This window comes from Sphingomonas naasensis (assembly GCF_004792695.1).
Classification (GTDB): domain Bacteria; phylum Pseudomonadota; class Alphaproteobacteria; order Sphingomonadales; family Sphingomonadaceae; genus Sphingomonas; species Sphingomonas naasensis.
The window spans coordinates 333,690-358,227 of the sequence record NZ_SRXU01000004.1 but is presented as its reverse complement, the minus strand read 5'-3'; the positions used below and the strand labels follow the sequence as shown (position 1 = coordinate 358,227).

General features: G+C 68.2%; 22 protein-coding genes. 14 read left to right on the top strand and 8 right to left on the bottom strand.

Annotation, left to right across the window (positions count from 1 at the left end):
- Nucleotides 1–49 precede the first annotated feature (49 nt).
- From E5A74_RS11670 to E5A74_RS11660, 3 genes are read left to right on the top strand one after another with little or no spacing between them, the layout of a single operon-like run.
- Nucleotides 50–370, top strand: coding sequence for a hypothetical protein (locus tag E5A74_RS11670; protein ID WP_240699774.1), 321 nt, complete (start codon nt 50–52; stop codon nt 368–370).
- Nucleotides 371–404: 34 nt separating this feature from the next.
- On the top strand, nt 405–1,073 hold the full coding sequence (locus tag E5A74_RS11665) for a response regulator transcription factor (protein ID WP_135985045.1): 669 nt from the start codon (nt 405–407) through the stop codon (nt 1,071–1,073).
- 1 nt (nt 1,074) lies between these two features.
- Nucleotides 1,075–2,529 (top strand): sensor histidine kinase, encoded by a 1,455-nt coding sequence (locus E5A74_RS11660; protein WP_135985043.1) that lies wholly within the window; start codon nt 1,075–1,077, stop codon nt 2,527–2,529.
- A 2-nt stretch (nt 2,530–2,531) separates the two neighbouring features.
- On the opposite strand, the gene E5A74_RS11655 is transcribed toward E5A74_RS11660, so the two are convergent.
- Entirely contained in the window at nt 2,532–3,041 is a 510-nt protein-coding gene (locus E5A74_RS11655; RefSeq protein ID WP_135985041.1) for a TetR/AcrR family transcriptional regulator, read from the bottom strand.
- Nucleotides 3,042–3,099: 58 nt separating this feature from the next.
- Between E5A74_RS11655 and E5A74_RS11650 the strand changes: the two genes are divergently transcribed.
- Nucleotides 3,100–3,570, top strand: a complete 471-nt coding sequence (locus E5A74_RS11650) for a monooxygenase family protein (RefSeq protein WP_135985039.1) — start codon at nt 3,100–3,102, stop codon at nt 3,568–3,570.
- Between the two features lie 136 nt (nt 3,571–3,706).
- On the opposite strand, the gene E5A74_RS11645 is transcribed toward E5A74_RS11650, so the two are convergent.
- Together E5A74_RS11645 and E5A74_RS11640 are read right to left on the bottom strand one after the other, a co-directional pair.
- Nucleotides 3,707–4,696, bottom strand: a complete 990-nt coding sequence (locus tag E5A74_RS11645; RefSeq protein WP_135985037.1) for an LLM class flavin-dependent oxidoreductase — start codon at nt 4,694–4,696, stop codon at nt 3,707–3,709.
- An 82-nt stretch (nt 4,697–4,778) separates the two neighbouring features.
- Nucleotides 4,779–7,163 (bottom strand): S8 family peptidase, encoded by a 2,385-nt coding sequence (locus tag E5A74_RS11640; RefSeq protein ID WP_240699773.1) that lies wholly within the window; start codon nt 7,161–7,163, stop codon nt 4,779–4,781.
- A 124-nt stretch (nt 7,164–7,287) separates the two neighbouring features.
- Here E5A74_RS11640 and E5A74_RS11635 point away from each other — a divergent pair, with 124 nt between their 5' ends.
- The 4 genes from E5A74_RS11635 to E5A74_RS11620 are packed head-to-tail and all read left to right on the top strand — an operon-like array spanning nt 7,288 to nt 10,704.
- On the top strand, nt 7,288–7,950 hold the full coding sequence (locus tag E5A74_RS11635; RefSeq protein ID WP_135985035.1) for a pyrimidine 5'-nucleotidase: 663 nt from the start codon (nt 7,288–7,290) through the stop codon (nt 7,948–7,950).
- Nucleotide 7,951: 1 nt separating this feature from the next.
- Nucleotides 7,952–8,773 carry a 2,3,4,5-tetrahydropyridine-2,6-dicarboxylate N-succinyltransferase gene (dapD, locus tag E5A74_RS11630; protein ID WP_135985033.1) on the top strand — a complete coding sequence of 274 codons (822 nt, stop codon included), beginning with the start codon at nt 7,952–7,954 and terminating at the stop codon, nt 8,771–8,773.
- 57 nt (nt 8,774–8,830) lie between these two features.
- Nucleotides 8,831–9,595 carry a tryptophan 2,3-dioxygenase gene (locus E5A74_RS11625; protein WP_135985031.1) on the top strand — a complete coding sequence of 255 codons (765 nt, stop codon included), beginning with the start codon at nt 8,831–8,833 and terminating at the stop codon, nt 9,593–9,595.
- The gene (locus tag E5A74_RS11620) at nt 9,592–10,704 is read left to right on the top strand and encodes an aminotransferase class V-fold PLP-dependent enzyme (protein WP_206365840.1); all 1,113 of its coding nucleotides are present in this window, start codon (nt 9,592–9,594) and stop codon (nt 10,702–10,704) included. The genes E5A74_RS11625 and E5A74_RS11620 overlap by 4 nt, the downstream gene beginning before the upstream one ends.
- A 136-nt stretch (nt 10,705–10,840) precedes the next feature.
- Here E5A74_RS11620 and E5A74_RS11615 read toward each other — a convergent pair whose 3' ends face one another.
- Nucleotides 10,841–11,278, bottom strand: a complete 438-nt coding sequence (locus tag E5A74_RS11615; protein ID WP_135985026.1) for a CoA-binding protein — start codon at nt 11,276–11,278, stop codon at nt 10,841–10,843.
- Between the two features lie 2 nt (nt 11,279–11,280).
- Nucleotides 11,281–12,246, bottom strand: coding sequence for an Mrp/NBP35 family ATP-binding protein (locus E5A74_RS11610; protein ID WP_135985024.1), 966 nt, complete (start codon nt 12,244–12,246; stop codon nt 11,281–11,283).
- A 71-nt stretch (nt 12,247–12,317) separates the two neighbouring features.
- Here E5A74_RS11610 and hflK point away from each other — a divergent pair, with 71 nt between their 5' ends.
- From hflK to E5A74_RS11580, 6 genes are all read left to right on the top strand, one after another.
- Nucleotides 12,318–13,451 (top strand): protease modulator HflK, encoded by a 1,134-nt coding sequence (hflK, locus tag E5A74_RS11605; RefSeq protein WP_135985022.1) that lies wholly within the window; start codon nt 12,318–12,320, stop codon nt 13,449–13,451.
- Nucleotides 13,448–14,305 carry a protease modulator HflC gene (gene hflC, locus E5A74_RS11600; RefSeq protein WP_135985020.1) on the top strand — a complete coding sequence of 286 codons (858 nt, stop codon included), beginning with the start codon at nt 13,448–13,450 and terminating at the stop codon, nt 14,303–14,305. Before hflK ends, hflC begins: the two co-directional genes overlap by 4 nt.
- Nucleotides 14,306–14,399: 94 nt before the next feature.
- The gene (locus E5A74_RS11595) at nt 14,400–15,905 is read left to right on the top strand and encodes a Do family serine endopeptidase (protein WP_135985018.1); all 1,506 of its coding nucleotides are present in this window, start codon (nt 14,400–14,402) and stop codon (nt 15,903–15,905) included.
- Between the two features lie 70 nt (nt 15,906–15,975).
- A complete protein-coding gene (locus E5A74_RS11590; protein WP_135985016.1) occupies nt 15,976–17,586 on the top strand; it encodes a helicase HerA-like domain-containing protein in 1,611 nt (536 codons plus the stop codon).
- Nucleotides 17,587–17,680: 94 nt separating this feature from the next.
- Nucleotides 17,681–19,702, top strand: a complete 2,022-nt coding sequence (locus E5A74_RS11585) for an OPT family oligopeptide transporter (RefSeq protein ID WP_135985014.1) — start codon at nt 17,681–17,683, stop codon at nt 19,700–19,702.
- A 3-nt stretch (nt 19,703–19,705) separates the two neighbouring features.
- Complete coding sequence (locus tag E5A74_RS11580; RefSeq protein ID WP_135985013.1) at nt 19,706–20,323, top strand: hypothetical protein; 618 nt, start codon at nt 19,706–19,708, stop codon at nt 20,321–20,323.
- 2 nt (nt 20,324–20,325) lie between these two features.
- Here the strand turns inward: E5A74_RS11580 and E5A74_RS11575 are convergent, their stop codons facing one another.
- The 3 genes from E5A74_RS11575 to queF all read right to left on the bottom strand — a co-directional run bounded on the left by E5A74_RS11575 (nt 20,326) and on the right by queF (nt 24,510).
- Nucleotides 20,326–21,612, bottom strand: a complete 1,287-nt coding sequence (locus E5A74_RS11575) for a glycoside hydrolase family 130 protein (protein WP_135985010.1) — start codon at nt 21,610–21,612, stop codon at nt 20,326–20,328.
- A gap of 39 nt (nt 21,613–21,651) precedes the next feature.
- Nucleotides 21,652–23,925 carry a glycosyltransferase family 4 protein gene (locus E5A74_RS11570; RefSeq protein ID WP_135985008.1) on the bottom strand — a complete coding sequence of 758 codons (2,274 nt, stop codon included), beginning with the start codon at nt 23,923–23,925 and terminating at the stop codon, nt 21,652–21,654.
- Between the two features lie 138 nt (nt 23,926–24,063).
- Nucleotides 24,064–24,510 (bottom strand): preQ(1) synthase, encoded by a 447-nt coding sequence (queF, locus tag E5A74_RS11565; RefSeq protein WP_135985006.1) that lies wholly within the window; start codon nt 24,508–24,510, stop codon nt 24,064–24,066.
- Between the last annotated feature and the right edge of the window lie 28 nt (nt 24,511–24,538).

The window sequence follows — 24,538 nt, the reverse complement described above, 5'->3', positions numbered from 1 at the left end:
GACACCGGCGTTCAGGGGCTATTCAATGGCCGGACCCTATGCCATGCGGATGAAGATGCTGGTTAAGCCCGTTTTCTGCGCGTGCCTGGCAGCCCTCTCGCTGGTCGGGGGTGCCGACGCGCGCGTGCCGCCCGAGGGGCAGGACAGCAACCAGCAAGCCGCGAGCCAGCGCCGCCTCAAGGGCCAGAATTTGCCGGTGCGCGAGATCGAGCGCCGCGTCGTCCCCCGCATGCCGGGGGCGCAGTATCTCGGATTCGACTATGATCCGGCCACGGACATTTACACGCTCAAGTTCCTGCGCAATGGATCGGTGATCTGGGTCGACGCGGACGGGCGGACGGGGAACATCATCCGGCGCACGGGCGATTGAGCGCGGGAAGACGCGCGAGGGAGCAGGAACTAGAATGCGGCTATTGATCGTCGAGGACGAACCCAATCTCGGACAGCAGCTTCGCAACGCGCTCGAGGGCGCGGGCTATGCGGTCGATCTCGCCACCGATGGCGAGGAGGGGCATTTCCTCGGCTCGACCGAGCAATATGACGCCGTGATCCTCGATCTCGGCCTGCCCGAGATCGACGGGCTCACCGTGCTCGACCGCTGGCGCAAGGAAGGCAAGACCACGCCCGTGCTGGTGCTGACCGCGCGCGACAGCTGGTCGGACAAGGTCGCCGGGCTCGATGCAGGCGCCGACGACTATGTCGCCAAGCCCTTCCAGACCGAGGAGCTGATCGCCCGCCTCCGCGCGCTGATCCGCCGCGCCTCGGGCAATGCCTCGGCCGAGCTCATGGCGGGCGACATCCGGCTCGACACCCGCTCGGGCAAGGTCACCAAGGCGGGCGAGCCGATCAAGCTCACCGCGCAGGAATACAAGCTGCTCAGCTACCTGCTCCACCACAAGGGCAAGGTGGTCAGCCGCACCGAGCTGATCGAGCATATCTACGATCAGGATTTCGATCGCGATTCGAACACGATCGAAGTCTTCGTCACGCGGATCCGCAAGAAGCTCGGGCCCGATGTGATCACCACCATCCGGGGCCTCGGCTACAGCCTCGAGGAACCCGCGGGCGCCTGACATGGCCGAAGCCGGGGACAGCGTCCCGTCCCCCGACCATGACGCGGTGACCGAGCCGCCGCCGCGGCACTATGCCCCGCGCGCGACCGGCTCGGTGAGCCGGCGGATGATCGTCATCGCCGCGGCGTGGATCATGATCCTGCTGGTTGGCGGCGGCGTCGGACTCAACCGCATCCTTACCGACGCACTCGAACGCAATTTCGACGAGCAGCTCGAATATTTGCTCAACTCGATGATCGTCACCGCCGAGCTGGGTCCGGACGGCGAGGTGGTGAACAACCGCGAGCTCGCCGATCAGCGCTTCCTCGAGCCCGGATCGGGTGCCTATTGGCAGATCAGCGGCGAGGGGTTCGAACCCTATAAGTCGCGCTCGCTCTGGGACCGCAGGCTGCGCGTCAACCAGCGCCACGACGACCGCGACCTCCACATCTACAACAGCGACGAGTTCGTCGACAAAACCGCACGCGCCGACCGCGAGAGCGACGATTCGGGCAACCAGATGCTGCGCATTGCCGAGCGCGACCTCAAGCTCCCCGGCTCGGCGGTGCGCTGGCGGTTCCAGATCGCCCAGAGCCGCGACGGGCTCGACGCGCAGATCGCCACGCTGCGGCGGACGCTGGTGCGCAGCTTCGTGCTGCTCGGGCTCGGGCTGATCGTGATGGTCGGCCTGCAGACCTGGTACGGCCTCCTGCCGCTGCGCAAGGTCCGCAAGGAGATCGCCCGGCTGCGCGCCGGCAAGGCCAAGCGGATCGAGGACCGGATGCCCGCCGAGATCGCTCCGATGGTCGAGGAATTGAACGCGCTGGTCGAGCACAACGACCGCCAGGCCGAGGAGGCACGCCGCCACGCCGGCAACCTCGCGCACGCGCTCAAGACCCCGCTCAGCGTGATCATGAACGCCGCGGCGGCGGCGCAGGAAGACCTCGCCCCCACCGTGCTGCGCGAGGCGCGGACGATGCGCCGCCAGATCGACCACCATCTCGCCCGCGCCCGCGCGGTCGGCCGGCGCGGCAGCGCGCACAGCCGCGCGATGGTCTGGCCGTCGATCGAGGCAGTCGAGCGCGCGGTGGCGCGGCTCTACCCGGCGGTGCGGATCGACATCGACGGGCAGAAGGATCTCGTCGCGCATATCGAGCGGCAGGACCTCGACGATCTGCTCGGCAACCTCGTCGAGAACGCGGCCAAATATGGCGGCGGCAGCGTGTTCATCACCGCACGGATCGAAGCGGGATTCGTCGAGATCCTCGTCGAGGATGACGGCCGGGGCATTCCCGATGCCGATCGAATCCGCATCTTCGATCGCGGGGTGCGGCTCGACAGCGGCAAGCCGGGTACGGGGCTCGGGCTCGCGATCGTCCGCGACGTCGCCGAAATCTATGACGGCACCGTCAGCCTCGAGGAGAGCGAGGATCTCGGCGGGTTGCTCGTCCGGCTGCGGCTGCCCGCCGCGAGCTGAACCTAGAGCGCGCCGGCGAGCAGCGCGACCACCCGCCGCTCGCCATCCTCGCCCAGATCGGGCAGCCGCCCGTCGAGCGCCAGCATCGCCAGCCCGTGCACCGTCGCCCAGCTGAGCGTCGTCGCCGCCTGCGGATCGCGCGCACCGAGACTGGCGACCCGATCGGCGAGCGTCGCGAAGGCACCCGAATCGTCGCCGAGCGTGAGCGCGAAATCGCTCGCGAACATCAGCCGGAACAGCGCCGGCCGCGCCCGCGCGAACGCGATATAGGCGAGCCCCTGCCCGATCAGCGCCGCGCGGGGATCGGTATCGACGTCCGCGGCGACCAGCGCCACCGCCAGTGCGGCGAAGCCCTGTTCGGCGACCGCCGAGAGCAGTGCCGCCTTGTCGGCGAAGTGCCGGTACGGCGCCATCGCCGAGACGCCGGCGGCCCGCGCGACTGCGCGCAGGCTGGGCTCTTCGCCCTGCTCGAGCATATCCAGCGCCGCCTTGACCAACGCATCCCGCAGCATGTTTACACCGTAAGCAGCTTCCGCTAATGTTTACACAGTAAACAAGCGGAGACATGCAATGCAAGCCAAGGTGGAGCGGCGGTCGGTCGATCTTTCGGGCTATCCGGATCTGGTGATGGTGCTGCTCGGCCTGCGCATCCGCAGCGTGCGCGGCCTCTTCTCGGTGCTGCGGATCGGCCGGGGCCTTACGCAAATTCAGCGCGACCCGCCCGAGGGGCTGCTCGGCCACGACAATTTCCTGTGGAGCCTCAACCATGTCGGCATCCGGCAATATTGGCGCGACCTCGAGAGCCTCGAGGCGTTCACGCGCAGCGCGCCGCATTCGGGCTGGTGGAAGAGCTTCCTCGCCGACAATGGCGGCGCGGGCTTCTGGCACGAGGCCTATTCGCGAAACGGGATCGAGGCGGTCTATCTCGACATGCCGCCGGTCGGGTTGGCGCGCTTCGCGTCCGAACGCACGCCGGTGGGGCCGTTCATGAGCACGCGCGAACGCATCGACCGCGATCGCGAGGCGATGCAGCCCGTCTGATCCTCCCTCGCGAAGCGGGGGAGGGGGACCGCCGCGGAGCGGTGGTGGAGGGGGCACTTCCGCGGGCGACGTCGCGGGGAGAGGCCCCCTCCGTCGCGCTGCGCGCGCCACCTCCCCCGCTGCGCGAGGGAGGAGCTTATAGAGACTGCATCGCCTCCGCGGCGATCGTCAGGCTCTTCTTGCGCGCGGCATGATCGAACATCGCGCTGGTGAGGATCAGCTCGTCGGCGCCGGTGCGCGCGATGAAGGCGGCGAGCTGGTCGCGGATCGTGTCGAGGCTACCGATCGCGCTCGCCGAGAGCACCTGATCGAGCATCGCATTGCCCTGCGCGCCGAGGCTCTCGCGATAGCCGGGCACCGGCGGCGGCAGCTGGATGCCGCGCCCGGTGGTGCGGATCGCGACGAACGCCTGCTGCTGCGAGCTGGCGAGGAGCTCGGCCTCCGCATCGCTATCCGCGGCGAAGACATTGAAGCCGAGCGCCAGATAGGGCTGGTCGAGCACCGCCGAGGGGCGGAAATTGCGGCGATAGACCGAGATCGCCTCGTCGAGCAGCCCCGGCGCGAAATGCGAGGCGAAGGCATAGGGCAGGCCGAGCGCGGCGGCGAGCTGCGCGCCGAACAGGCTCGACCCGAGGATCCAGATCTTCACGTCCGCCCCCGCCCCCGGGGTCGCGCGGATGCCGGTCTGGCCGTCATCGGCGAAATAGCTCTGCAACTCGACGACGTCCTGCGGGAAATCATTGCCGTCGCCGCCATAGCCGCGGCGGATCGCGGCGGCGACGCGCTGATCGGATCCCGGCGCGCGCCCCAGCCCGAGATCGACCCGACCCGGGAAGAGCGCGTCGAGCGTGCCGAACTGCTCGGCGACCTGCAGCGGGGCGTGATTGGGCAGCATGATCCCGCCCGAGCCGATGCGGATCGTCGCCGTGGCGGCGCCGACATGCGCGATCACCACCGCAGTGGCGGCGCTGGCGATCCCTTCCATGCCATGATGCTCGGCGACCCAATAGCGGGTGAAACCGAGCGCCTCGGCATGGCGCGCGAGATCGGCGGCATTGGCGAGCGCCTGCGCGGCGCTGCCGCCCTGGACGATGGGAACGAGGTCGAGCAGCGAATAGGCGGTCATGGCAGGCAGATGGGTGGCGCCCTGCCCAAGCGCCACCCGAAGCTTTGCTTTGCGGCCGACAAGCCGGACTGACTTGGCGCCCCTACCAGCCCAAAGTGAGCCGCACCGCGCCGCCCTTGTCGCTCGGGAAGGAGGCGAAATTGCCCGGGTTGCGGCGCAGGAACAGATTGCTGCTGAGCATGCCGCCGGCGAGCGGCCACGCATAGCGCAGCTCGTAATCGAGCTCGCGGCCCTGCGGCGTGAGGTTGATGAAGCCGCGATCCCACGCGCTCACCGCCATGGTCGCGTAATCCCAATCGGCGGGCAGCGCGATGCCGATGCCGCCGCTGGCGACGCGTAGCGGCTGGGCGATGCGGAAGCCGAAGCTGTCGGCCGGCGCGAAGATACCGTCCTTGCCGATGTCCGCGGCGAAACCGTTGGTGCGGATCACGCCCCCGCCCTCGACGCCGCTGCGCAGCGTGGCGTGGGTCCAGCCCTGCCGCATCGCACCGCCGAGCGACCAGCCTTCGCCGAGGTCGTAGCGCAGCCCGAGATCGACGAAATTGCTGTCCGCGCGCGCGGCCCCGAGCCCGCCGCTGAAGCGCGCGCCGAGCACGGTGTCGCGCTCGCTGAGCCGGGTGAAGGACAGGCCGGCGCGAAGCCCGCCAAAGCGCCGGTCGATCCCCAGCGTGGTGCGCCAATAGCCCGAGCGCTGCGCGTCCCAGCGGAGCGCGGCGAATTGCGTGTCGCGCCGGCTGAGCACCTGCCCCTGCTCCTGCGCGAGCGTGACGCCCCAGCGGCCGAGCGACTGGCGGACCGCGACCGATCCGCGCACATCGACATCGAAGCCGGCGCTGTGCAGCGGATCGCGCGCGACGAGGAAGGCAGGCTCATCGCGGCCGGCGAGCCGCGCGGTGAGCGTGTTGCCGCTCTCCGACGCGCCGATCGCGAACTGCGCCTTGCTGCCGAGCCGGCCGCTGACGGTCGCGGCGAGCATCCGCGCGACATTGGCGTCGCGCGTGCCGATGCCGAGCCGCTCGATGCGGATCGTGTCGCGCGCGGGGATCAGCGAGACCGCGACGCTCAGGTCGCGCACCCCGGCCGAGAAGCTGCGCTGGCGCGTCGCCATCAGCGCGGGGAGCCGACGCGCGGGCCCCTGACGGACGATCGTCCGCGCGAGCTCGGTCGCGAAGGCACGATCGAACGAATCGAGCACGACCGCGCCGAGCGGCCCTTGGCTGGCATCGCCCATCGGCGCCGACAGCGCGCCGTTGACGCCGCTCGACACCACGCCCGTCGAGCCCGCCAGCGAGGTGGTGCCGACCGGCTGGAACGCGCGCGTGAGATCGAGCACGCCGCGGCCATAGACCGGGTCGACTCCGGCGGCGCCGACGTCGCGCGCGGTGGCGTAGAGCAGCTGGACGATCTGCGCGCCGCTGAGATTGGGAAAGGCCTGCGCCAGCAGCGCGACCGCCCCGGCGATCTGCGGCGCCGAGAAGGACGTCCCCGACCAAAGCAGCGGCGTGTTGGTCTGATCGGGCGCGCGTACGCGCTCGCCGACCGCGGCGAGATAGGTGCTGGCGCCGGTGCCGGCGCGATTGCTGAAATCCGAGATCGTATCGGCGGTGTTGACCGAGCCGGCGATGATCACCAGCCCGCGCGCGCCGGCGCTCGCGGCCGCACCGCCGGCGAACGGATCGGGATTGACGCCCTCGGGCTCTTCGCCGTCGTTACCGGCGGAGATCACGATGACGATCCCGGCCGCGGTCGCGTTGCCGATCGCCTGGAGCAGCCGGGCATTGGGCGCGTCGCCGCCGAGCGAGATGTTGACCACCCGCGCGCCGCCCGTCCGCGCCGCGTCGAGCCCCGCGGCGATGGCATTGTCGCCGAAGCTGCAGCCGCTGTCGGGATCGCTCGGGGTCTCGGTGGCGCAGCTGCCCGGGCTGTCGGCACGCGCGACGATCAATTGCGCGTCGAAGGCGACGCCGTGGGTGCCCGCGTCGTTGCGCCGGCCGGCAATGGTGAACGCGACCGCGGTGCCATGGCCGCCTTCGTCATCGAGCGTGCCGTTGCCGGCGGTATCGCGCGACGCAGCGAGGATGCGGCAGGAGCCGGTGCCGATCCCGCCCGAGCAATCGCCGAACTCGGCGCTCTGCAAGTCGATCCCGCTGTCGATCACGCCGACCCGGATGCCGGCGCCGGTGCCGCCATGGGTATAGGCGATAAGCGCGTTCATCGAGATCGCGCCGATCGTCGCGCGATATTCGGCGGTGTCATAGCTGGCGGACGGCGTTGGAGTGGGCGTCGGCACCGGAGTCGGCGTCGGCGTCGGGACCGGCGTGGGAGTGGGTGTCGGAACGGGCGCGGGGGTCGGCACCGGCGCGGGCATCGGCGCCGGCCTGCTGCTGCCACCGCCGCACGCCGTGAGCGCAAGCAACCCGCCGATCGCGGCGCCCTGCATCAATCGCGCGTGGAAAACCGCCCGCATACCGCTCACCTCTGCTGAAACCGCCCGGCAGCGCGTATAGAATGTGCAGCCTTTACCGTGCGTTAACTGTAATCCTCCCTGCCGCCTTGCGGCTGTGGCGTCCACTCCGTAGAGCCCCGGTCCGATGCTTCCCGAGCTTAGCCATATCCGCAACTGGATCTTCGATCTGGACAACACGCTCTACCCGGTGAGCGCGAATCTGTTCGCGATGATAGACGCGCGGATCGGCGAATATGTCCGCGCGTTGCTGAACTGCTCGCCCGAGGAAGCGCATCGCATCCAGAAGGGCTATTTCCACGCCCATGGCACGACGCTGTCGGGGCTGATGGCCGAGCATGGCGTCGACCCGCATCACTATCTCGCCGACGTCCACGACATCGACATGAGCGTGCTCGATCGCAACGAGGCGCTGATCGAGGCGCTGGCGCGGCTGCCCGGCCGCAAGCTGGTCTTCACCAATGGCGACGCGCCCTATGCAGCGAAGGTGCTCGACAAGCTCGGCCTCGCCGAAACGTTCGAGGCGATCCACGACGTCCATGCGACGCAATACCGCCCCAAGCCCGATCCGCTCGCCTATCAGGGCCTGTGCGAGGCCTATGGACTCGATCCCGCCCAATCGCTGTTCGTCGAGGACATGGCCCGCAACCTCAAGCCGGCCAAGGCGATCGGCATGACCACGGTCTGGATCGACAATGGCTCCGAGCAGGCGCCCGACCACGACCGCAGCTTCATCGACTATACCGTGACCGACCTTGGAGCCTGGCTCCATGCGATATTGGAGGATTGACGTGACCGACCTCGCCGCAACCATCGACGCCGCCTGGGAAGACCGGGCCAATCTCGGTTTCGCGACGGAAGGCGCGGTGCGCGAAGCCGTCGCCGAGGCGCTCAACCTGCTCGATCGCGGCGCAGCGCGGGTGGCCGAGCCGACCGCCGAGGGCGGCTGGCAGGTCAACCAGTGGCTGAAAAAGGCGGTGCTGCTCAGCTTCCGGCTCAACGACAATGTCGTGATGGAGGGCCCCGGCGGCGCCAACTGGTTCGACAAGGTGCCGTCCAAGTTCGCCGGCTGGGGCGAGACCGCCTTCCGCGAGGCGGGCTTCCGCGCGGTGCCGGGCAGCATCGTCCGCCACGGCGCGCATATCAGCAGGGGCGCGGTGCTGATGCCGAGCTTCGTCAATATCGGCGCCTATGTCGGCGAAGGCTCGATGGTCGATGGCTGGGCGACGGTCGGCAGCTGCGCGCAGATCGGCAAGAACGTCCACCTCTCGGGCGGCGTCGGCATCGGCGGCGTGCTCGAGCCGCTCCAGGCCGATCCGGTGATCATCGGCGACGGCGCGTTCATCGGCGCGCGCGCCGAAGTCGCGGAGGGCGTCCGCGTCGGCGAGGGCGCGGTGCTGTCGATGGGCGTCTATCTCGGCGCCTCGACCAAGATCATCGACCGCGCCACCGGCGAAGTGCATCGCGGGCACGTGCCGCCTTATTCGGTGGTGGTCCCCGGCACGATCGGCGGCGGCGACGGCAAGCCGGCGCTCTACTGCGCGGTGATCGTCAAGACCGTCGACGCGCAGACGCGCAGCAAGACCGGGATCAACGAGCTGCTGCGCGACTGAGATAGTTTCGCGCGTTACGGCTTTCGTAGCGGTGGCGGGATGACGTAGGAGCGGTTCATGACCGAACCCATGACCTATGGGCGCTATCTCGCGCTCGACCAGCTGCTCGCCGCGCAGCATCCGCTGTCGGACCGCGACGACGAATTGCTGTTCATCATCATCCACCAGACCAAGGAGCTGTGGCTCAAGCAGATCCTCGCCGAGCTGCTGCCGGCCAAGGCGCTGGTCCGCGAGGGCCGGCTGATCGAGGCGTACAAGAATCTCGCGCGGATCAGCCGGATTCAGGCGGTGATGACGCTGAGCTGGGACGTGCTCGCGACGATGACGCCGAGCGACTATACGCGCTTCCGCGAGGTGCTCGGCCCCAGCTCGGGCTTCCAGTCGGATCAGTTCCGCGCGGTCGAGACCTTGCTGGGCGTGCGCGGCGGCGGCGCGCCCGGAACGCTCACCCAGCTTTATGCCGCCGGGCCGAGCCTGTGGGACGACGCCAATGCCGCGCTCGCCGCAGCCGGGTTCGCCGTGCCCGCCGCGGCGCTCGACCGGGACTGGCCCCAGCCCTATGCGCCGAGCCAGGGCGTCGAGGACGCCTGGGGGCAGGTCTATCGCGACCCGCACACCCATTGGGATCTCTACCAGCTCGCCGAGAAGCTGGTCGATATCGACGACGCGATGGCGACGTGGCGGCACAAGCACGTGCTCACCGTGAGCCGGGTGATCGGGATGAAGCAGGGCACCGGCGGCACGCCCGGCGTGCCCTATCTCGAATCGACGCTCAAGAAGCGCGCTTTTCCCGAGCTGTGGTCGCTGCGGACGCAATTGTGACCGTCAGCTACAAGCGCCTGTTCCAGCGCGCGATCGCCGCGGCGCCCGAGCGGCTCCACTTCGCCGCGCACAGCCATCATCTCTGGCCCGACGCCTCCTATGTCGGCCAGCTTGCCGCATGGGAGGACGGGGTGCGCCTCGCCGACCGCAAATGGGAACGGGTGATGGGCGAGATCTGGCCCGCCGCGCAGGCCCATGTCGCGAACGAGCTGCGGCTTCCCGATCCCTCCACCGTGGTGTTTGCGCCCAACACGCACGAACTGCTGCTGCGCATCGCCTCGGCGCTGCCGAAGCGGCCGCTGCGCATCCTTGCCAGCGACGGCGAGTTCCACAGCTTCCGGCGGCAGAGCGCGCGCTGGGAGGAAGCGGGCACGGCGCGCGTCCATCGCGTTCCGCTCGACGCGCTGGTGGAGACCGCGCGCATGGGCGCGCACGATCTGATCTTCGTGAGCCAGGTCCAGTTCGGCACCGGCCATGTGTTCGAGCGGATCGCCGAGCTCGCGGCGCTGGCGCGGCCCGACGGGCCCTGGGTGGTGATCGACGGCTATCACGGCTTCATGGCGCTCGAGACCGATCTGTCGGCAGTCGCCGATCGGATCTTCTACCTCGCCGGGGGCTACAAATATGCGATGGCAGGCGAAGGATGCGCCTTTCTCCACGCGCCGCCGGGCTATGGACCGCGCCCCGAAGTCACGGGCTGGTATGCTGAATTCGACGATCTTTCGTTGCCGCCGGGCAGCGTGGGCTACGCGCCCGATGCGCGGCGGTTTCTGGGGGCGACCTTCGATCCCTCCGGGATCTACCGATTCGTCGCGGTGCGCGACATGCTGCGGCAGGAGGGATTGACCACCGCGGACGTCGCCGCGCATGCGGCGGGGTTGCGCGACGCGCTGCTCGCCGCGCTGCCGATCGAGGCCGAATTGCTCAATCCGGGATCGCCGGCGCGGTTTCTGGCGCTGCGATCGCCGCATGCGGCGCGGTGGAAGGCGCAGCTCGAGGCCGAGGATGTGATCGTCGATGTCCGCGGCGACGTGCTGCGAATCGGATTCGGGCTGTACCAGGACGCGCGCGACCTCGAGGCGCTGATCGGGGTGCTGGGGCGGCTCTGATCCTCCCTCGCGCAGCGGGGGAGGTGGCGCCGAAGGCGACGGAGGGGGACTCTCCACGAGAACGTCGCGCGCGGAGGCGCCCCCTCCACCACTTCGTGGTCCCCCTCCCCCGCTGCGCGAGGGAGGATTTTTTGGGCTAGTGTGCCCCGCCGACGCGCGGCACGCCCAGTCGCGGAATGTCGATCTTGGGGCAGCGATCCATCACCACCTTGAGCCCGGCGGCTTCGGCGCGCGCGGCCGCCTCCGCGTTGATCACGCCGATCTGCAGCCAGACCGACTTCGCACCCGCGGCGATCGCCTCGTCGACGGCCTCGCCCGCCGCGATCGGGCGGCGGAAGATGTCGACCATGTCGATCGGCTCGCCGATCTGGGCGAGCTCGCGGAACACGAACTCGCCATGGATATGCTCGCCGGTGATCTGCGGATTGACCGGAATCACCCGGTAGCCGCGGCTCTGGAGATAGGCCATCACGCCATAGCTCGGCCGATCGGGCCGGTCCGACGCGCCGATCATCGCGATCGTCCGCGTCTCCTCGAGCAATTGGCGAATATCCTCGTCGCGCGTGAGCGGCATCGTCAGCCTCCGTTTCGGGCGAGCCAGTCATCCAGCCGCGCCGCCAATGCGGCGAACGTCTCCGCCTGCGGCCCGTTCCCGGCGGCGGGCGGATCGCCGGCATCCGACGCGGTGCGGATCGCCAGCTCGAGCGGCACCCGGCCGAGGAACGGCAGCCCCATCTTCGCCGCCGCCGCCTCGGCGCCGCCGCTGCCGAACGGATCCGAAACCTCGCCGCAATGCGGGCAGGCATAGCCCGCCATGTTCTCGATCACTCCGACGATCGGCACGTTGACCTTGTTGAACAGGTCGATCGCGCGGGTGGCGTCGATCAGCGCGAGATCCTGCGGCGTCGACACGATGATCGCGCCCGCGGGCTTGTGCTTCTGGACCATGGTGAGCTGGAGATCGCCGGTGCCGGGCGGCAGATCGAGGATGAGCACCTCCGCGTCGCCCCAATCGCCATCGACCATCTGGCCGAGCGCGCCGCCGGCCATCGAACCGCGCCACGCGATCGCCTGTCCCTCGACGACCAGCCCGCCCATCGAGAGCAAGGGCACGCCGAATTTGGTCTGGACCGGAATGAGGGTCTTCTCACGCGCGTCGGGCCGGATGCCGTCGACGCCGAGCAGCCGGGTCTGCGACGGCCCGTAGATATCGGCATCGACCAGCCCGACCCGCCGCCCGCGCCTCGCCAGCGCGATCGCGAGATTCGCGGCAACAGTGGACTTGCCCACCCCGCCCTTGCCGCTCGCTACCGCGATCAGCCGCCGCGTGCGCCGCTCGCTGGTGAGCAGCACGCGCACTTCCGCCACGCCCGGAACCGCCTCGGCGACACGGCGCACATCGGCTTCCAGCTCCTCGCCGGCCGCCTTGCCGAGCCCGGTGACGTCGAGGACGATGCTCGCCCTTCCCGCCTCGATCCGGACGGTGGCGCGGCCCGCGGCGATCGGCGTCAGCGCGGCTTTCAAACTCTCTTGGTCAGTCATTACGCGCCAGATAGGCGCACAATCGGCGGCTGCCACTGTAAATCCGCGTAGGCGCACTTATAAAGGCAGGCATGGTGAACCTATCGGGCTGGCGCGGACTGGCCGGCATCTTCAAGAACGAAGCCCCCAAGAGTCCGTGGGGCAGCGGCGGCGGAAGCGGCGGCGGCTCCGGCAATGGCGGCGGCTCGGGCAATGGCGGCGGCGGCGGTGGCCCGCGCAATCCCTGGTCGTTCCCACCCGACGGCAAGCGCCCCCGCCCCGGCGCGACCAGCCTCGACGAGTTGCTGCGACGCGCGCGCGGCGGTGGTGGCGGGCCGGGCGTTCCGGGCTTTCCCACCGGCAGCCGGCTGTGGATGCTGGTCATCGGCGCGCTGCTGCTGATCTGGGTTCTCTACACCAGCATCCATCCGATCGGCCCTCGCGAGCGCGGCGTGGTGACCACGCTCGGAAGCTATTCGAGCACGCTCACTCCCGGCGTGCGGCTGACGCTCCCCGCGCCGCTCCAGCTGGTCGATGTCGTCGACGTGGCGAACATCCGCAGCGAAAGCTTTCCGCCGAGCGGCGAGAATCTGATGCTCACCGGCGACCAGAACATCGTCGACCTCGCTTATTCGGTGCGCTGGGACATCGCGAGCGCGGTCGACTATAAATTCCAGATCGCCAAGCCCGAAGACACGGTGCGCGCCACCGCGGAGAGCGCGATGCGCGCGGTGATCGCGACGACCACGCTCAACGAAGCGATCGGCAATGGCCGCGCCCGCATCGAAGGCGAGGTGCAGACCAAGATCCAGGACATACTCAACCAGTATCGCTCGGGTATCCGCATCCAGGGCGTGGCGATCCAGAAGGCCGCCGCGCCGCAGGCCGTGGACGAGGACTTCAAGCAAGTCACCGCCGCGCAGCAGGAAGCGCAGGCCAACAAGAACAACGCCAACGCCTATGCCCAGCAGGTGCTGGCGCAGGCGCAGGGCGAAGCCGCGGAGTTCGACAAGATCTATGAACAATACAAGCTCGCGCCCGAAGTGACGCGCCGCCGCATGTATTACGAGACGATGGAACAGGTTCTCTCGCGTACCAACAAGACGATCGTCGAGGCGCCCGGCATCTCGCCCTTCCTCCCGCTTCCCGCGCTGCGCGGCGGCGGCGGCACGCCCCCCGCGGACGCCACCGTCCGGGCCACGCCGCAGGGAGGAGCAGCGCGATGACCGCCAGCTGGTTCCGCAGCCCGATCGGCATCGCGATCGGCGTCATCCTCGTGCTCGTGGTGATCATGAGCACGATCGCGATCGTCCCCGAGAGCAAGCAGGTCGTGATCCTCCGCCTCGAGCAGCCGCTCCGGACGATCAACGCCTATCGGCCCGACGAGCAATTCGGCCATACCCAGGCCGGGCCGATCTTCCGCATCCCGTTCGTCGATCGTGTAGTGTGGGTCGACAAGCGGATGCTCGACATCGATCTGCCCAACCAGCAGGTCCTCTCGACCGATCAGCTCCGCCTCGAGGTCGACGCCTATGCGCGCTTCCGCGTGGTCGATCCGCTGCGGATGGTGGTCACCGTCGGAAATGAGGAGCGGGTGCGCGATCAGCTCCAGCCTCTGTTCGGCTCGTCGCTGCGCAACGAGCTCGGCAAGCGCACCTCGGCGACCCTGCTCAGCCCCGAGCGGGGCGAGGTGATGGACAACATCCAGGCCGCGCTCCAGCGGCTCGCCAGCCAATATGGCGTCGAGATCGTCGACGTGCGCATCAAGCAGACCGAGCTGCCGAGCGGATCGCCGCTCGACAGCGCGCTCAATCGCATGGCGACGGCGCGCCGGCAGGAAGCGGCGACGATCAAGGCACAGGGCCTGAAGGAAGCGCAGATCATCCGCGCCACCGCGCAGGCGCAGGCCGCGCAGGTCTATGCCGCGGCGTTCAACAAGGATCCGGCCTTTTACGACTTCTACCGCGCGATGCAGTCGTACCGGACGACCTTCCTCGCCCAGGGCGAGGGCAAGGGCGACACTGCGATCGTCCTGTCGCCCCAGAACAGCTATCTGCGCGAGTTCATGGGGCAACGATGATCCTGCATCTTCGTTCATATTCAATCGGCGTTCAGCAATCGGGCGCGACAAGCTGAGCCGAATGCTACCCCGTTCCCTGAGAGGATTCGTCCACGTGCGTTACGTCTACGCTCTTACCACTGCCCTTGCCCTGGGTGGCGCCGCCACCGCCATGACGCTGCACCAGCCCGCCGGCGCGCAAACCGCGCAGAACGAGCCGGGAGCGATCCAGGCAAGCGCCCCCCGTGCCGGCGCGCCGATGAGCTTCGCCGACATGGTCGCCAAGCTCCAGCCCGCGGTGGTCAACATCTCGACCACGCAGCGCGTGCAGGTGAACACCAATCCGTTCGCGGGCACCCCGTTCGAGGGCCTCGTCCCCGGCCAGCAGGGCGGCCAGCCGGTGACCCGCCAGGCCGAATCGCTCGGCTCGGGCTTCGTGATCTCGGCCGACGGCTATGTCGTCACCAACAATCACGTGATCTCCGCCGGCCAGCGCGGCGCGGTGGTCGAATCGATCACCGTCACCTTCCCCGATCGCCGCGAGTTCAAGGCCAAGCTGATCGGCCGCGACGTCCAGTCGGACCTCGCCGTGCTCAAGATCGAAGGCAACAACCTGCCCTTCGTCCGCTTCGGCGATTCGCGCGAGGCGCGCGTCGGCGATTGGGTGGTCGCGATCGGTAATCCGTTCGGCCTCGGCGGCTCGGTGACCGCCGGGATCATCTCGGCGACGCACCGCGTCACCGGGCAGGGCGGCGCCTATGACCGCTTCCTGCAGACCGACGCCTCGATCAATCGCGGCAATTCGGGCGGCCCGATGTTCGACCTCAAGGGCAACGTCATCGGCATCAACTCGCAGATCCTGTCGCCCACCGGCGGCAATGTCGGCATCGGTTTCGCGATCCCCGCCGAGCAGGCCAAGCCGATCGTCGAGACGCTGATGAAGGGCAGTTCGATCACCCGCGGCTATCTGGGCATCCAGATGCAGGACCTGACCGCCGACCTCGCCGAATCGTTCGGCGTGCCGAAGAACACCGGCACGATCGTCGCGCGCGTCGAGCCGGGCCAGGCTGCCGAGAAGGCCGGCATCCGCCAGGGCGACGTGATCGTCCGGGTGAACAACCAGGATGTGACGCCCGATCAGACGCTGAGCTATCTCGTCGCCAATGTCTCGCCGGGCGCGCGCATTCCGATCGACCTGATCCGCGACGGCAAGCGCCAGACGGTTACCGTCACCGTGGGCACCCGTCCGCCCGAGGAGCAGCTCGCGCAGCAGTTCGACCTCGAGGACAATGACGCCAATCCGCAGGATCAGGAGACGATGGGCGCGGCGTCGCTCGGCATCGCGGTCACCCCGCTGACGCCGCAGATCGCACGCACCATCGGCGCCGATGCCAATGCGCAGGGCGTTGTCGTGCTCGGCGTCGACGCGAGCAGCGACGCTGCCGGCAAGGGCCTGACCCGCGGCGACCTCATCACCACGGCGAACCGCGTACCGGTGCGCACCGCCGCGGATCTGGCGCGGATCGTCGGTCAGGCGAAGAGCGGCGGCAGCAAGCAAGTTTTGCTGTTCGTCCAGCGCCGCGGGCTCGGCCGCTATGTGACGGTGCAAATTCCCGGCTGATCGACAGCCTTGAACGGCTGACTAATGCCCGTTTCTTTCGTAGAACCGGCCTTCTGAGAAGGAGTTCGGTATGGCGGGAGAGACGGGCATTTTCGTGGGCACGGCAGGCGGCGCCCGGCAGGAGCTGGTCCTGCGCCGCGCCAATCGCCACGGGCTGATCGCCGGCGCCACCGGCACCGGCAAGACCGTGACGCTGCAGGTGCTGGCCGAGGGCTTCTCGGCCGCCGGCGTGCCGGTGTTCGTTTCCGACGTGAAAGGCGATCTTTCGGGGCTCGGCATGGCCGGATCGCCGACCGCGAAGACACACGATATCTTCGCCAGGCGCGCACAGGAAATCGGTGACGCCGAATGGCGCTACGACGCGCTGCCGGTGCAGCTCTGGGATCTGTTCGGCGAGAAGGGCCACCCGATCCGCGCCACCGTCTCCGAAATGGGCCCGCTGCTGCTCGCGCGGCTGCTCGATCTCAACGAGACGCAGGAAGGCGTGCTCACCGTTGCCTTCCATGTCGCCGACGAGGAAGGGCTGCTGCTGCTCGACCTCGACGATCTCCAGGCGATGCTCGCGCATTGCGCCGAGCGTGCCGCCGAGCTGTCGACCAAGTTCGGCAATATCACCAAGGCGAGCGTCGGGACGATCCAGCGCCAGCTGCTCCAGCTGCGCACGCAGGGCGCCGAACATTTCTTCGGCGAGCCGGCGCTCGACATCAGCGAGTTCATCCGCACCGACGAGCGCGGGCGCGGGGTGGTCAACATCCTCGCCGCCGACAAGCTGATGGCGAGCCCGCGCCTCTATGGCAGCTTCCTGCTGTGGATGCTGTCCGAGCTGTTCGAGACGCTTCCCGAGATCGGCGACCCCGACAAGCCGAAGCTGGTCTTCTTCTTCGACGAGGCGCATCTGCTGTTCGACGGCGCGCCCGAGGCGCTGCTCCAGAAGATCGAGCAGGTCGTGCGGCTGATCCGCTCGAAGGGCGTCGGCGTCTATTTCGTCACCCAGAACCCGATCGACATCCCCGAGGACGTCGCCGGCCAGCTCGGCAACCGGGTGCAGCATGCGCTACGCGCGTTCACGCCCAAGGACGCCAAGGCGGTGCGCTCGGCAGCGGAGACCTTCCGCGCCAACCCGGATGTCGACGTCGCGACGGCGATCACCGAGCTGAAGGTCGGCGAGGCGCTGGTGTCGGTGCTGCAGGAGGACGGCTCGCCCTCGCCGGTCGAGCGCACGCTGATCCGCGCTCCGGGCACGCGGGTCGGGCCGCTCACTCCGGACGAGCGGGCCACGCTGGTGGCCACCGATGCGGTCGGCGAGAAATACGACGCCGTGATCGACCGCGAATCGGCCGAGGAGATCCTCAAGGCCAAGGCAGACGAAGCCGTAGCCGCGGCCGCCGAGGCGCAGGCCGAGAGCGAGGCCGACAAGGCCGAGGCGGCGCGGCTCAAGGAGGAAGCGCGGCTCGCCAAGGAGGCCGAGCGCACCCGCCTCGCCACCGAACGCGCGCAGGCGACCGCGACCTCGCCCTGGACCAAGGCGGCGACCTCGGCCGGGCGCGCGGCGGCCTCGTCGCTCGGGCGGCAGGTCGCCAACGAGGTCGGGCGCGAGATCTTCGGCGGGCGCGGGCGGCGCTCGCAGGGAATCGGCGCGCAGCTGGTCCGCGGCATCCTCGGCGGGCTGTTCCGCGGCTGACCCGCAGCGGCACGCCAGGGCTTCCGCAATAAAATTGCCGAAGCCTGTAACTTGTGCCTAAGCTCCCGGAAAAATAGCTTCCGAGGAGCGCCGCATGGCCACAGCCCCCCGCCCGCTATCCGAACTGACGCTGCGCGGCGTGGTTCTGGGCGCGCTGATCACGATCCTGTTCACCGCCGCCAATGTCTATGCCGGATTGAAGGTCGGCCTGACCTTCGCCACCTCGATCCCCGCCGCGGTGGTCTCGATGGCGATCCTGCGCGCGTTCAAGGGCGCCAATATCCTCGAGAACAATATCGTCCAGACGATCGCCAGCGCTGCGGGAACACTCGCCGCGATCGTGTTCGTGCTGCCGGGGCTGATCATGGTCGGCTGGTGGACGGGCTTCCCCTACTGGACCACGGTGGCGGTGTGCATCACCGGTGGCGTGCTCGGGGTGATGTTCTCGGTGCCGCTGCGCCGGGCGCTCGTCACCGGTTCGACGCTGCCTTATCCCGAAGGCGTCGCCGCCGCCGAAGTGCTCAAGGTCGGCACCAACTCCGCCGAGGGCGATGTCGAGAATGCCCGGGGCTTGCGCATCCTGATCCTCGGATCGCTGTTCTCGGGCGTGTTCGCGCTGCTCGGCAAGATGAAGGTCGTCGCCGAGGAGGCCGGCAAGAATTTCGCGATCGGCAACACGGCCACCGGCTTCTCGACCAGCTGGTCGATGCTGCTGATCGGCGTCGGCCATCTCGTCGGCCTGTCGGTCGGCGCGGCGATGTTCTTCGGCATGCTGATCTCGTGGACGACGCTGGTGCCATATTTCGCCGCGGGCGGCGACTTGTCCGGGGGCGTCGACGCGCTGGTCGGCGGTACCTTCCGTGGCGAAGTGCGCTTCGTCGGCGCGGGCACGATCGGCGTCGCGGCGATCTGGTCGCTGCTCAAGATCATCGGCCCGATCGTCTCGGGCCTCCGCTCGGCGCTCGCCGCATCGCGCGCGCGCACCGCAGGCGAGACGCTCGAGCTGACCGAGCGCGACTTGCCGATCGGCATCGTCGCGCTGGTTACCCTGCTCACGCTCGCCCCGATCGCGTGGCTGCTCTGGGACTTCTCCGCCGGCGGCCCGGTGCACGATCATCCATTCGCCGTGATCGGCGGTTCGCTGGTCTATCTGCTCGTCGTGGGCGTGCTGATCGCGGCGATCTGCGGCTATATGGCCGGGTTGATCGGCGCCTCCAACTCGCCGGTCTCCGGCGTCGGCATCCTCGCTGTGCTCGGCGCTTCGCTGCTACTCGTGCTGATCTTCGGGCACGAGGCCGATCCGACGCGGACCAACGCGCTGATCGCCTATGCGCTGTTCACCACCGCGATCATCTTCTCGATCGCGACGATCTCGAACGACAATCTGCAGGATCTCAAGACCGGCCAGCTGGTCGGCGCGACGCCATGGAAGCAGCAGGTCGCGCTGGTCCTCGGCGTGATCTTCGGCAGCCTCGCGATCCCGCTGGTGCTCGACTTGCTCAAGGACACGCTCGGTTTCGTCGGCATGCCCGGCGCGGGGCCCAACGCGCTCGCGGCACCGCAGGCAGCGTTGATCTCGTCGATCGCCAAAGGCGTGCTCGGCGGCGACATCGATTGGGGGCTGATCGGCCTCGGCGCGGTGATCGGCGGCGTCGTGATTGCGATCGACGAGGCGCTCGGCAAGGCGGGCCGGATGCGGCTTCCGCCGCTCGCGGTGGGCATGGGCATCTATCTGCCGATGGCGCTCACCTTGCTGATCCCGGTCGGCGCGCTGATCGGCCATTTCTATGATCGCTGGGCCAAGCGCCGGCCCAATGCCGAATTCGCCGAACGGATGGGCGTGCTAGCCGCGACCGGGCTGATCGTCGGCGAGAGCCTGTTCGGGGTGGCATTCGCCGGCATCCTCGCCTGGGCCAACCGTAACTCGCCGATCCCGCCCAACGACGCGCCGCTTGCCGTAATGGGCGGAAGCTTCGAGCATATCGCGCTGTGGCTCGCGCCTTTCCTGTTCTTCGGCTTCATCGCGATCGCCTATGTGACCACGCGACGGCTGGTCCGCACCGCGCCGCCGGCGAGCGAGCCGCCGACGGATCAGGAGATCGCGAACTATCGGTGAGCCATGCAGCGCGTCGAGAAGCTGCCGCCCGCCTTCAAACGCTTTCGCAGGGCGGGCGGCGCTTTCCTCTTCGCGGCTTTCGACGGCGCGGAGGAGAGTGAGGCCGCTGCCCTCAACGCGATTGGCGCGCTGCTGAACGGCGATCTCGACGTCGAGAAGCTGCGCGCGATCGGACATCGGAAGGTCACCGAGACGGAGTTTCTCGGCGCGCATTGCGAAGCTGGAAGTCGGACTATTGTCCAACGCGGCAGTTGGGAAACCGGTGACGGCAGGAGATTGGTCGATCCGCCGTTGAAGAAGCTGGATGGCGTACGCATCCGATCCGGCGGATACGGCATGGCTGATCCGGGCGAAGGGGGTCAGTTCGCCCGCGCCTTCGCCTTTCCGCCCTATGGCCTCCACGCGCGTCCCGGCGAGATCCAGTCGCTGTTCGACGAGATTCTCGACTTCCTGCTGCCTCCCGGAACCGAGTCGCACATTCTTGATTGGACAAGTCCGAGGCTAGGCGAAGTTTCGCCGTGGTTTGACGCCGGAATGGAGTGGTGGGGCGCTTTCCTCTTCACGATCCATCAGCCACCGTCCGGCCGGCTGATCGCGATGGCAGCTTCGACGACGGACTGAGGTCAGTCCATCGCCTCGAGCAGCGACTTGATCGGGACGAAGGCGAACGCCACCGAGCTATCCGCCACCCCGTACGGGATGAAGATCTTGTCGCCGTGGCGGATCGCGCCGCAGGTGTAGACGACGTTGGGGACATAGCCCTCGCGGTCCTGGTCGGCGGCGGCGAGCAGCGGCTCCTTCGAGCGGGCGAGCACCTTCGAGGGATCGTTCTTGTCGAGCAAAGCCGCACCGATCGCATATTTGCGCATCGCGCCGACGCCATGGGTGAGCACCAGCCAGCCCTCGGCGACTTCGATGGGCGGGCCGCAATTGCCCATCTGGACGAGCTCCCACGGATATTGCGGCTTGATCAGCAGCTCGCCGCCTTCCCAATGGGTGATGTCGTCGGACGAATGCAGGAAGATGTTCTCGCCGTCCTGCCGGCCGAGCATCATGTATTTGCCGTCGATCTTGCGCGGGAACAGCGCCATCCCCTTGTTGCGCGAGGCGCCGCCGCTCATCGGCACGAGATCGATCGCGCGCCAGTCGCGCGTGCGTAGCAGCTCGGACTGGATCACCGAGCCGTTATAGGCGGTGTAGGTGCCGATCCATTCCTCGCTGCCGTCGTCATGGGTGAAGTGGCAGATGCGCAGATCCTCGAGCCCGTTCGACTGCGCCTTGGTGATCGGGAAGATCACCGTGCCCGACAGCGTCGAGTCCCTGTGCCGGTACACCGTCACCGGCCCCTCGGGCATCGTCGTCTCTTCCTCCTCGCGCGCGTCGGCGGCGGTGGCGAAGGGCGGCTCGGGCGCGAGGCTGAGTTCGTTCTTGTCGGTGATGATGCCCTCGCGAAAGGCGACCGAGGAGATGTGCCCCTCGCCCACCGCGCGCAGCGACATCAGAATCCGCATGCTCCCCTTGGGCATGCCCGACTGATCGTAATGCGGCACGGCGCTGGGATTCATCAGCGCGGCGGCGGCATAGCTGTATTCGTGGCAGAAATAAGCGCCGAGCAGCTGGCGCTTCTCGTCGCCGATATTGCTGCCGTCGAGGCTCAGCATCTCCTCGATCTCGTCGTAGCGCGTCATGAACACCCGGCGCGTCTGCCAGTGGCGCGCCTCGAAATCCTTGAGCACGATCTCGAGCTGCACGCGCGCCTCGCCCGGCGACATCGCCAGCACCTCGCCGACGATGCGCTCCGACCGGCTCGGCCCCGAGCCGTTATGCGCCCAGGCGATATGGAACGGGCGAACCACCACGCGCGAGGGATCGGCGCGGAGCCGAAGCGAGTGATTGAACAGTTCCTGCATTAGCCCCCCGTAGCGTCCCGATAAACCGGCGCGCAGGGTTCACGCGACGGCAGTGCGCGGGGTGCTTGACACGTTTTCGACGGGCTTTGAAAGTCCGGAAATGGCGCAATTGGCCAGTTGGAGCGCCAGAATCGACTCAGCACCCTGATTCCGGTTCAAGCCGGTGGGCATCAGCCCGTCGAAGCAGCCGCCGTCCTGCGCCGTCGCCAGCGGCATCTCGAGATCATTGGCACCGAGATACCAGCGATAGGCGCGCATCGCCTCTTCGTACCAGCGCGCGTCGGCGGTGACTTCGTAGGCGGCGACACAGGCATCGACGGTGGCTTGCGCCTCGAGCGGCTGCTGATCGAAGGGAAGCGGATCGGCATAGGGCCGGCCGAAGCTCTCGGTACCGACCGCGCGGAAGCGACCTTCGGGTGAGGTCTGGCGTTCGGTGATCCAGCCGAGCGTTTCGAGCCCCACCTCGACAAAGTCGCGGCGGCCAAGCACCTTGCCGGCGCGCAGCAGGGCTTCGGGCAGACGGGCATTGTCATAGGCGAGGACGATCTCGAACCATTGCCATTCAGGCCGGCGCGCCGCGTCGAGCAAGCCGATCAGCTCTTCGCCGTAGCGCTTCAGGATCGTGCGCGAGAGCGCATGGCCGGGATGCGCCTCGATCATCGCCGCCGCACCGAGCATCGCGAAGGCGTGCGCGCGCGGCGCCTGCAGCTCGAGCGCGATCGAGGCGGTGTTGTCGAACAGCACCGAGGCCCAGTCGCGATGCTTCTGCGCACGCGCGTCGCGCGCGGTGACGCCGAGCGCCCAGATCGCGCGGCCGTTCGAATCTTCCGAGCCGACGTCCTCGCACCAGCTGCGGTCGAAGTTCATGAAATTGCGGAAGCGGCGCTGGTCGGGATTCCACGCATATTGGACGAACCCGCCATAGATGGTCGTCCATTTGTCGCGCACCGCCTCGTCGATCCCGTCGATCTTGCACATCAGGATGAGCGCGCGGGCATTGTCGTCGATGCAATAGCCGTAGCGGCGATCGGGCACCGAATAGATCGAATGCTGGAGCATGCCGGTCGAATCGCTCATCCGTTCGACCGCGGCGATGTCGGGCTCGAGCGTCGCCAGCTCGGCGGGCGCGCGCGCGAAGCGGCGGGGCTTGGCGGCGATGATCGCCGCGAGCTCGGCCACCGCGGTCTCGGCGAGGCGCGACCAGATCATGGTGCGGCCGCGGGCATAGGCGCGCTGCGCCAGCGCCAGCCGATCGGAATCGTCCGCCAGCAACCGGCCGATCTCGCGGGCGAACGCGCTGCTGTCGCCGAAATCGACGAGAACGCCATGATCCTCGGCGAGGATCTCGGTGGCATGGACATAGGGGGTCGAGATCACCGGCTTGCCGACGCCGACCGCGTAGGAAAGCGTGCCCGAAGTGATCTGGGCGGGATTGGAATAGGGCGTGACGTAGAGATCGGCGGCCTGGAGATAATCGAGCAGTTCGTCATGTTCGACGAATGCGTCGATGAACTGGACATGCGCGGCGACGCCCTGCTCGGCGGCGAGCGCCTTCAGGCGGTCGCGATAGGCCTCGCCTTCGTGCGCGACGAGGTTCGGGTGCGTCGCGCCGAGGATGACGTAGAGCGCCTGTGGGTGACGGGCGACGACCTGCGGCAGCGCCGAGATCATCGTCTCGATGCCCTTGTTGGGCGCGAGCAGCCCGAAGGTGAGGATGACCTCGCGCCCCGCCCAGCCGAATTCCGGCTTGAGGCTGTCCGGATCGACGAACGGCCGATCGGGAACGCCGTGCGGGATCATCACGATGCTCTTGTCGTCGGCACCGTGGACACGCTTGAGGATGTCGCGGCCCTTCTCGGCCATCACCACGATCCGCGACGAGCGGCGCAGCAGCGCCTCCATCACCCGCCGCTCGTCGGCGCTGGGGCGCTCGAGCACGGTGTGGAGCGTGGTGATCACCGGGATCGACAGCCGGTCGATCAATGCGATCAGAAATTCGCCGGCGGGACCGCCATAGATGCCATATTCGTGCTGGATCCACAGCGCCTGCGCCCCGCTCGCCTCGATCGCGCGCGCGGCGTCGAGATAGGCGGCGCGCTCGTGTTGCGGGATCGCGCGCGTGACGGCTTCGGGATAGTCGTAAAGGCCGGGATGGTCGTCCATCGCATAGACGTCGACCCGGATCTCGGGATAGCGCTGGCGCAGCGCGTTGTAAGTGTCGGTGGTGTAGGTTGCGAGACCGCATTTGCGGGGAAGGAAATTGCCGATGAGGGCGAGGTGCCTGATCCCCGTATCGAGCATGAACGGCGCCATCCCATGTCCTTCGCTACTGCAACAAATCAGCAGCCTGAGCCGCTGGTCCTCCCCTCAACTCCCGCTAAGCAATATGGTTTCACTATTGTTGCAATGCAACATAAATGAATCCGCCGAATCGTGCCGTAAATCTGGCGTTCAGCCGCGACCGCGATAGCCCGGCACCTCCTGAGAGGGAATCCAGACGCCCGCGGGCGGCTCGCCCGACTGCCAGAACACGTCGATCGGAATCCCGCCGCGCGGATACCAATAGCCGCCGATCCGCAGCCATTCGGGCTTCATCTCACCGAACAGCCGCTCGCCGATACCGACGGTGCAATCCTCGTGAAACGCGCCGTGGTTGCGGAAGCTGCCGAGAAACAGCTTGAGCGACTTGGACTCGACGATCGTCTCCCCGGGGACATAGTCGATCACGAGATGCGCGAAATCGGGCTGGCCGGTGATCGGGCAGAGCGAGGTGAATTCGGGCGCGGCGAAGCGGATCATGTAGCGGCTGCCGGGGCGCGGATTGGGGACGTAATCGAGCTCCGCTTCTTCCGGCGTGGCGGGGAGGCTGGAGGCCTGTCCGAGATGCTTGGGTTCCATGCCCCGCATGTAGTGGTTTGCGATGCGC

Bases quoted from the DNA above. Each gene is read 5' to 3' on its own strand.
- E5A74_RS11660 (WP_135985043.1), top strand. From the start codon at position 1,075: ATGGCCGAAGCCGGGGACAGCGTCCCGTCCCCCGACCATGACGCGGTG.
- E5A74_RS11615 (WP_135985026.1), bottom strand. From the start codon at position 11,278: ATGCCGCTCACGCGCGACGAGGATATTCGCCAATTGCTCGAGGAGACG.
- E5A74_RS11645 (WP_135985037.1), bottom strand. From the start codon at position 4,696: ATGACCGCCTATTCGCTGCTCGACCTCGTTCCCATCGTCCAGGGCGGC.
- E5A74_RS11635 (WP_135985035.1), top strand. From the start codon at position 7,288: ATGCTTCCCGAGCTTAGCCATATCCGCAACTGGATCTTCGATCTGGAC.
- E5A74_RS11610 (WP_135985024.1), bottom strand. From the start codon at position 12,246: ATGACTGACCAAGAGAGTTTGAAAGCCGCGCTGACGCCGATCGCCGCG.
- E5A74_RS11575 (WP_135985010.1), bottom strand. From the start codon at position 21,612: ATGCAGGAACTGTTCAATCACTCGCTTCGGCTCCGCGCCGATCCCTCG.
- E5A74_RS11625 (WP_135985031.1), top strand. From the start codon at position 8,831: ATGACCGAACCCATGACCTATGGGCGCTATCTCGCGCTCGACCAGCTG.
- E5A74_RS11650 (WP_135985039.1), top strand. From the start codon at position 3,100: ATGCAAGCCAAGGTGGAGCGGCGGTCGGTCGATCTTTCGGGCTATCCG.
- E5A74_RS11640 (WP_240699773.1), bottom strand. From the start codon at position 7,163: ATGCGGGCGGTTTTCCACGCGCGATTGATGCAGGGCGCCGCGATCGGC.
- E5A74_RS11570 (WP_135985008.1), bottom strand. From the start codon at position 23,925: ATGGCGCCGTTCATGCTCGATACGGGGATCAGGCACCTCGCCCTCATC.
- E5A74_RS11585 (WP_135985014.1), top strand. From the start codon at position 17,681: ATGGCCACAGCCCCCCGCCCGCTATCCGAACTGACGCTGCGCGGCGTG.
- E5A74_RS11670 (WP_240699774.1), top strand. From the start codon at position 50: ATGAAGATGCTGGTTAAGCCCGTTTTCTGCGCGTGCCTGGCAGCCCTC.
- queF (WP_135985006.1), bottom strand. From the start codon at position 24,510: ATGGAACCCAAGCATCTCGGACAGGCCTCCAGCCTCCCCGCCACGCCG.
- hflK (WP_135985022.1), top strand. From the start codon at position 12,318: ATGGTGAACCTATCGGGCTGGCGCGGACTGGCCGGCATCTTCAAGAAC.
- E5A74_RS11665 (WP_135985045.1), top strand. From the start codon at position 405: ATGCGGCTATTGATCGTCGAGGACGAACCCAATCTCGGACAGCAGCTT.
- E5A74_RS11655 (WP_135985041.1), bottom strand. From the start codon at position 3,041: ATGCTGCGGGATGCGTTGGTCAAGGCGGCGCTGGATATGCTCGAGCAG.
- hflC (WP_135985020.1), top strand. From the start codon at position 13,448: ATGACCGCCAGCTGGTTCCGCAGCCCGATCGGCATCGCGATCGGCGTC.
- E5A74_RS11580 (WP_135985013.1), top strand. From the start codon at position 19,706: ATGCAGCGCGTCGAGAAGCTGCCGCCCGCCTTCAAACGCTTTCGCAGG.
- E5A74_RS11590 (WP_135985016.1), top strand. From the start codon at position 15,976: ATGGCGGGAGAGACGGGCATTTTCGTGGGCACGGCAGGCGGCGCCCGG.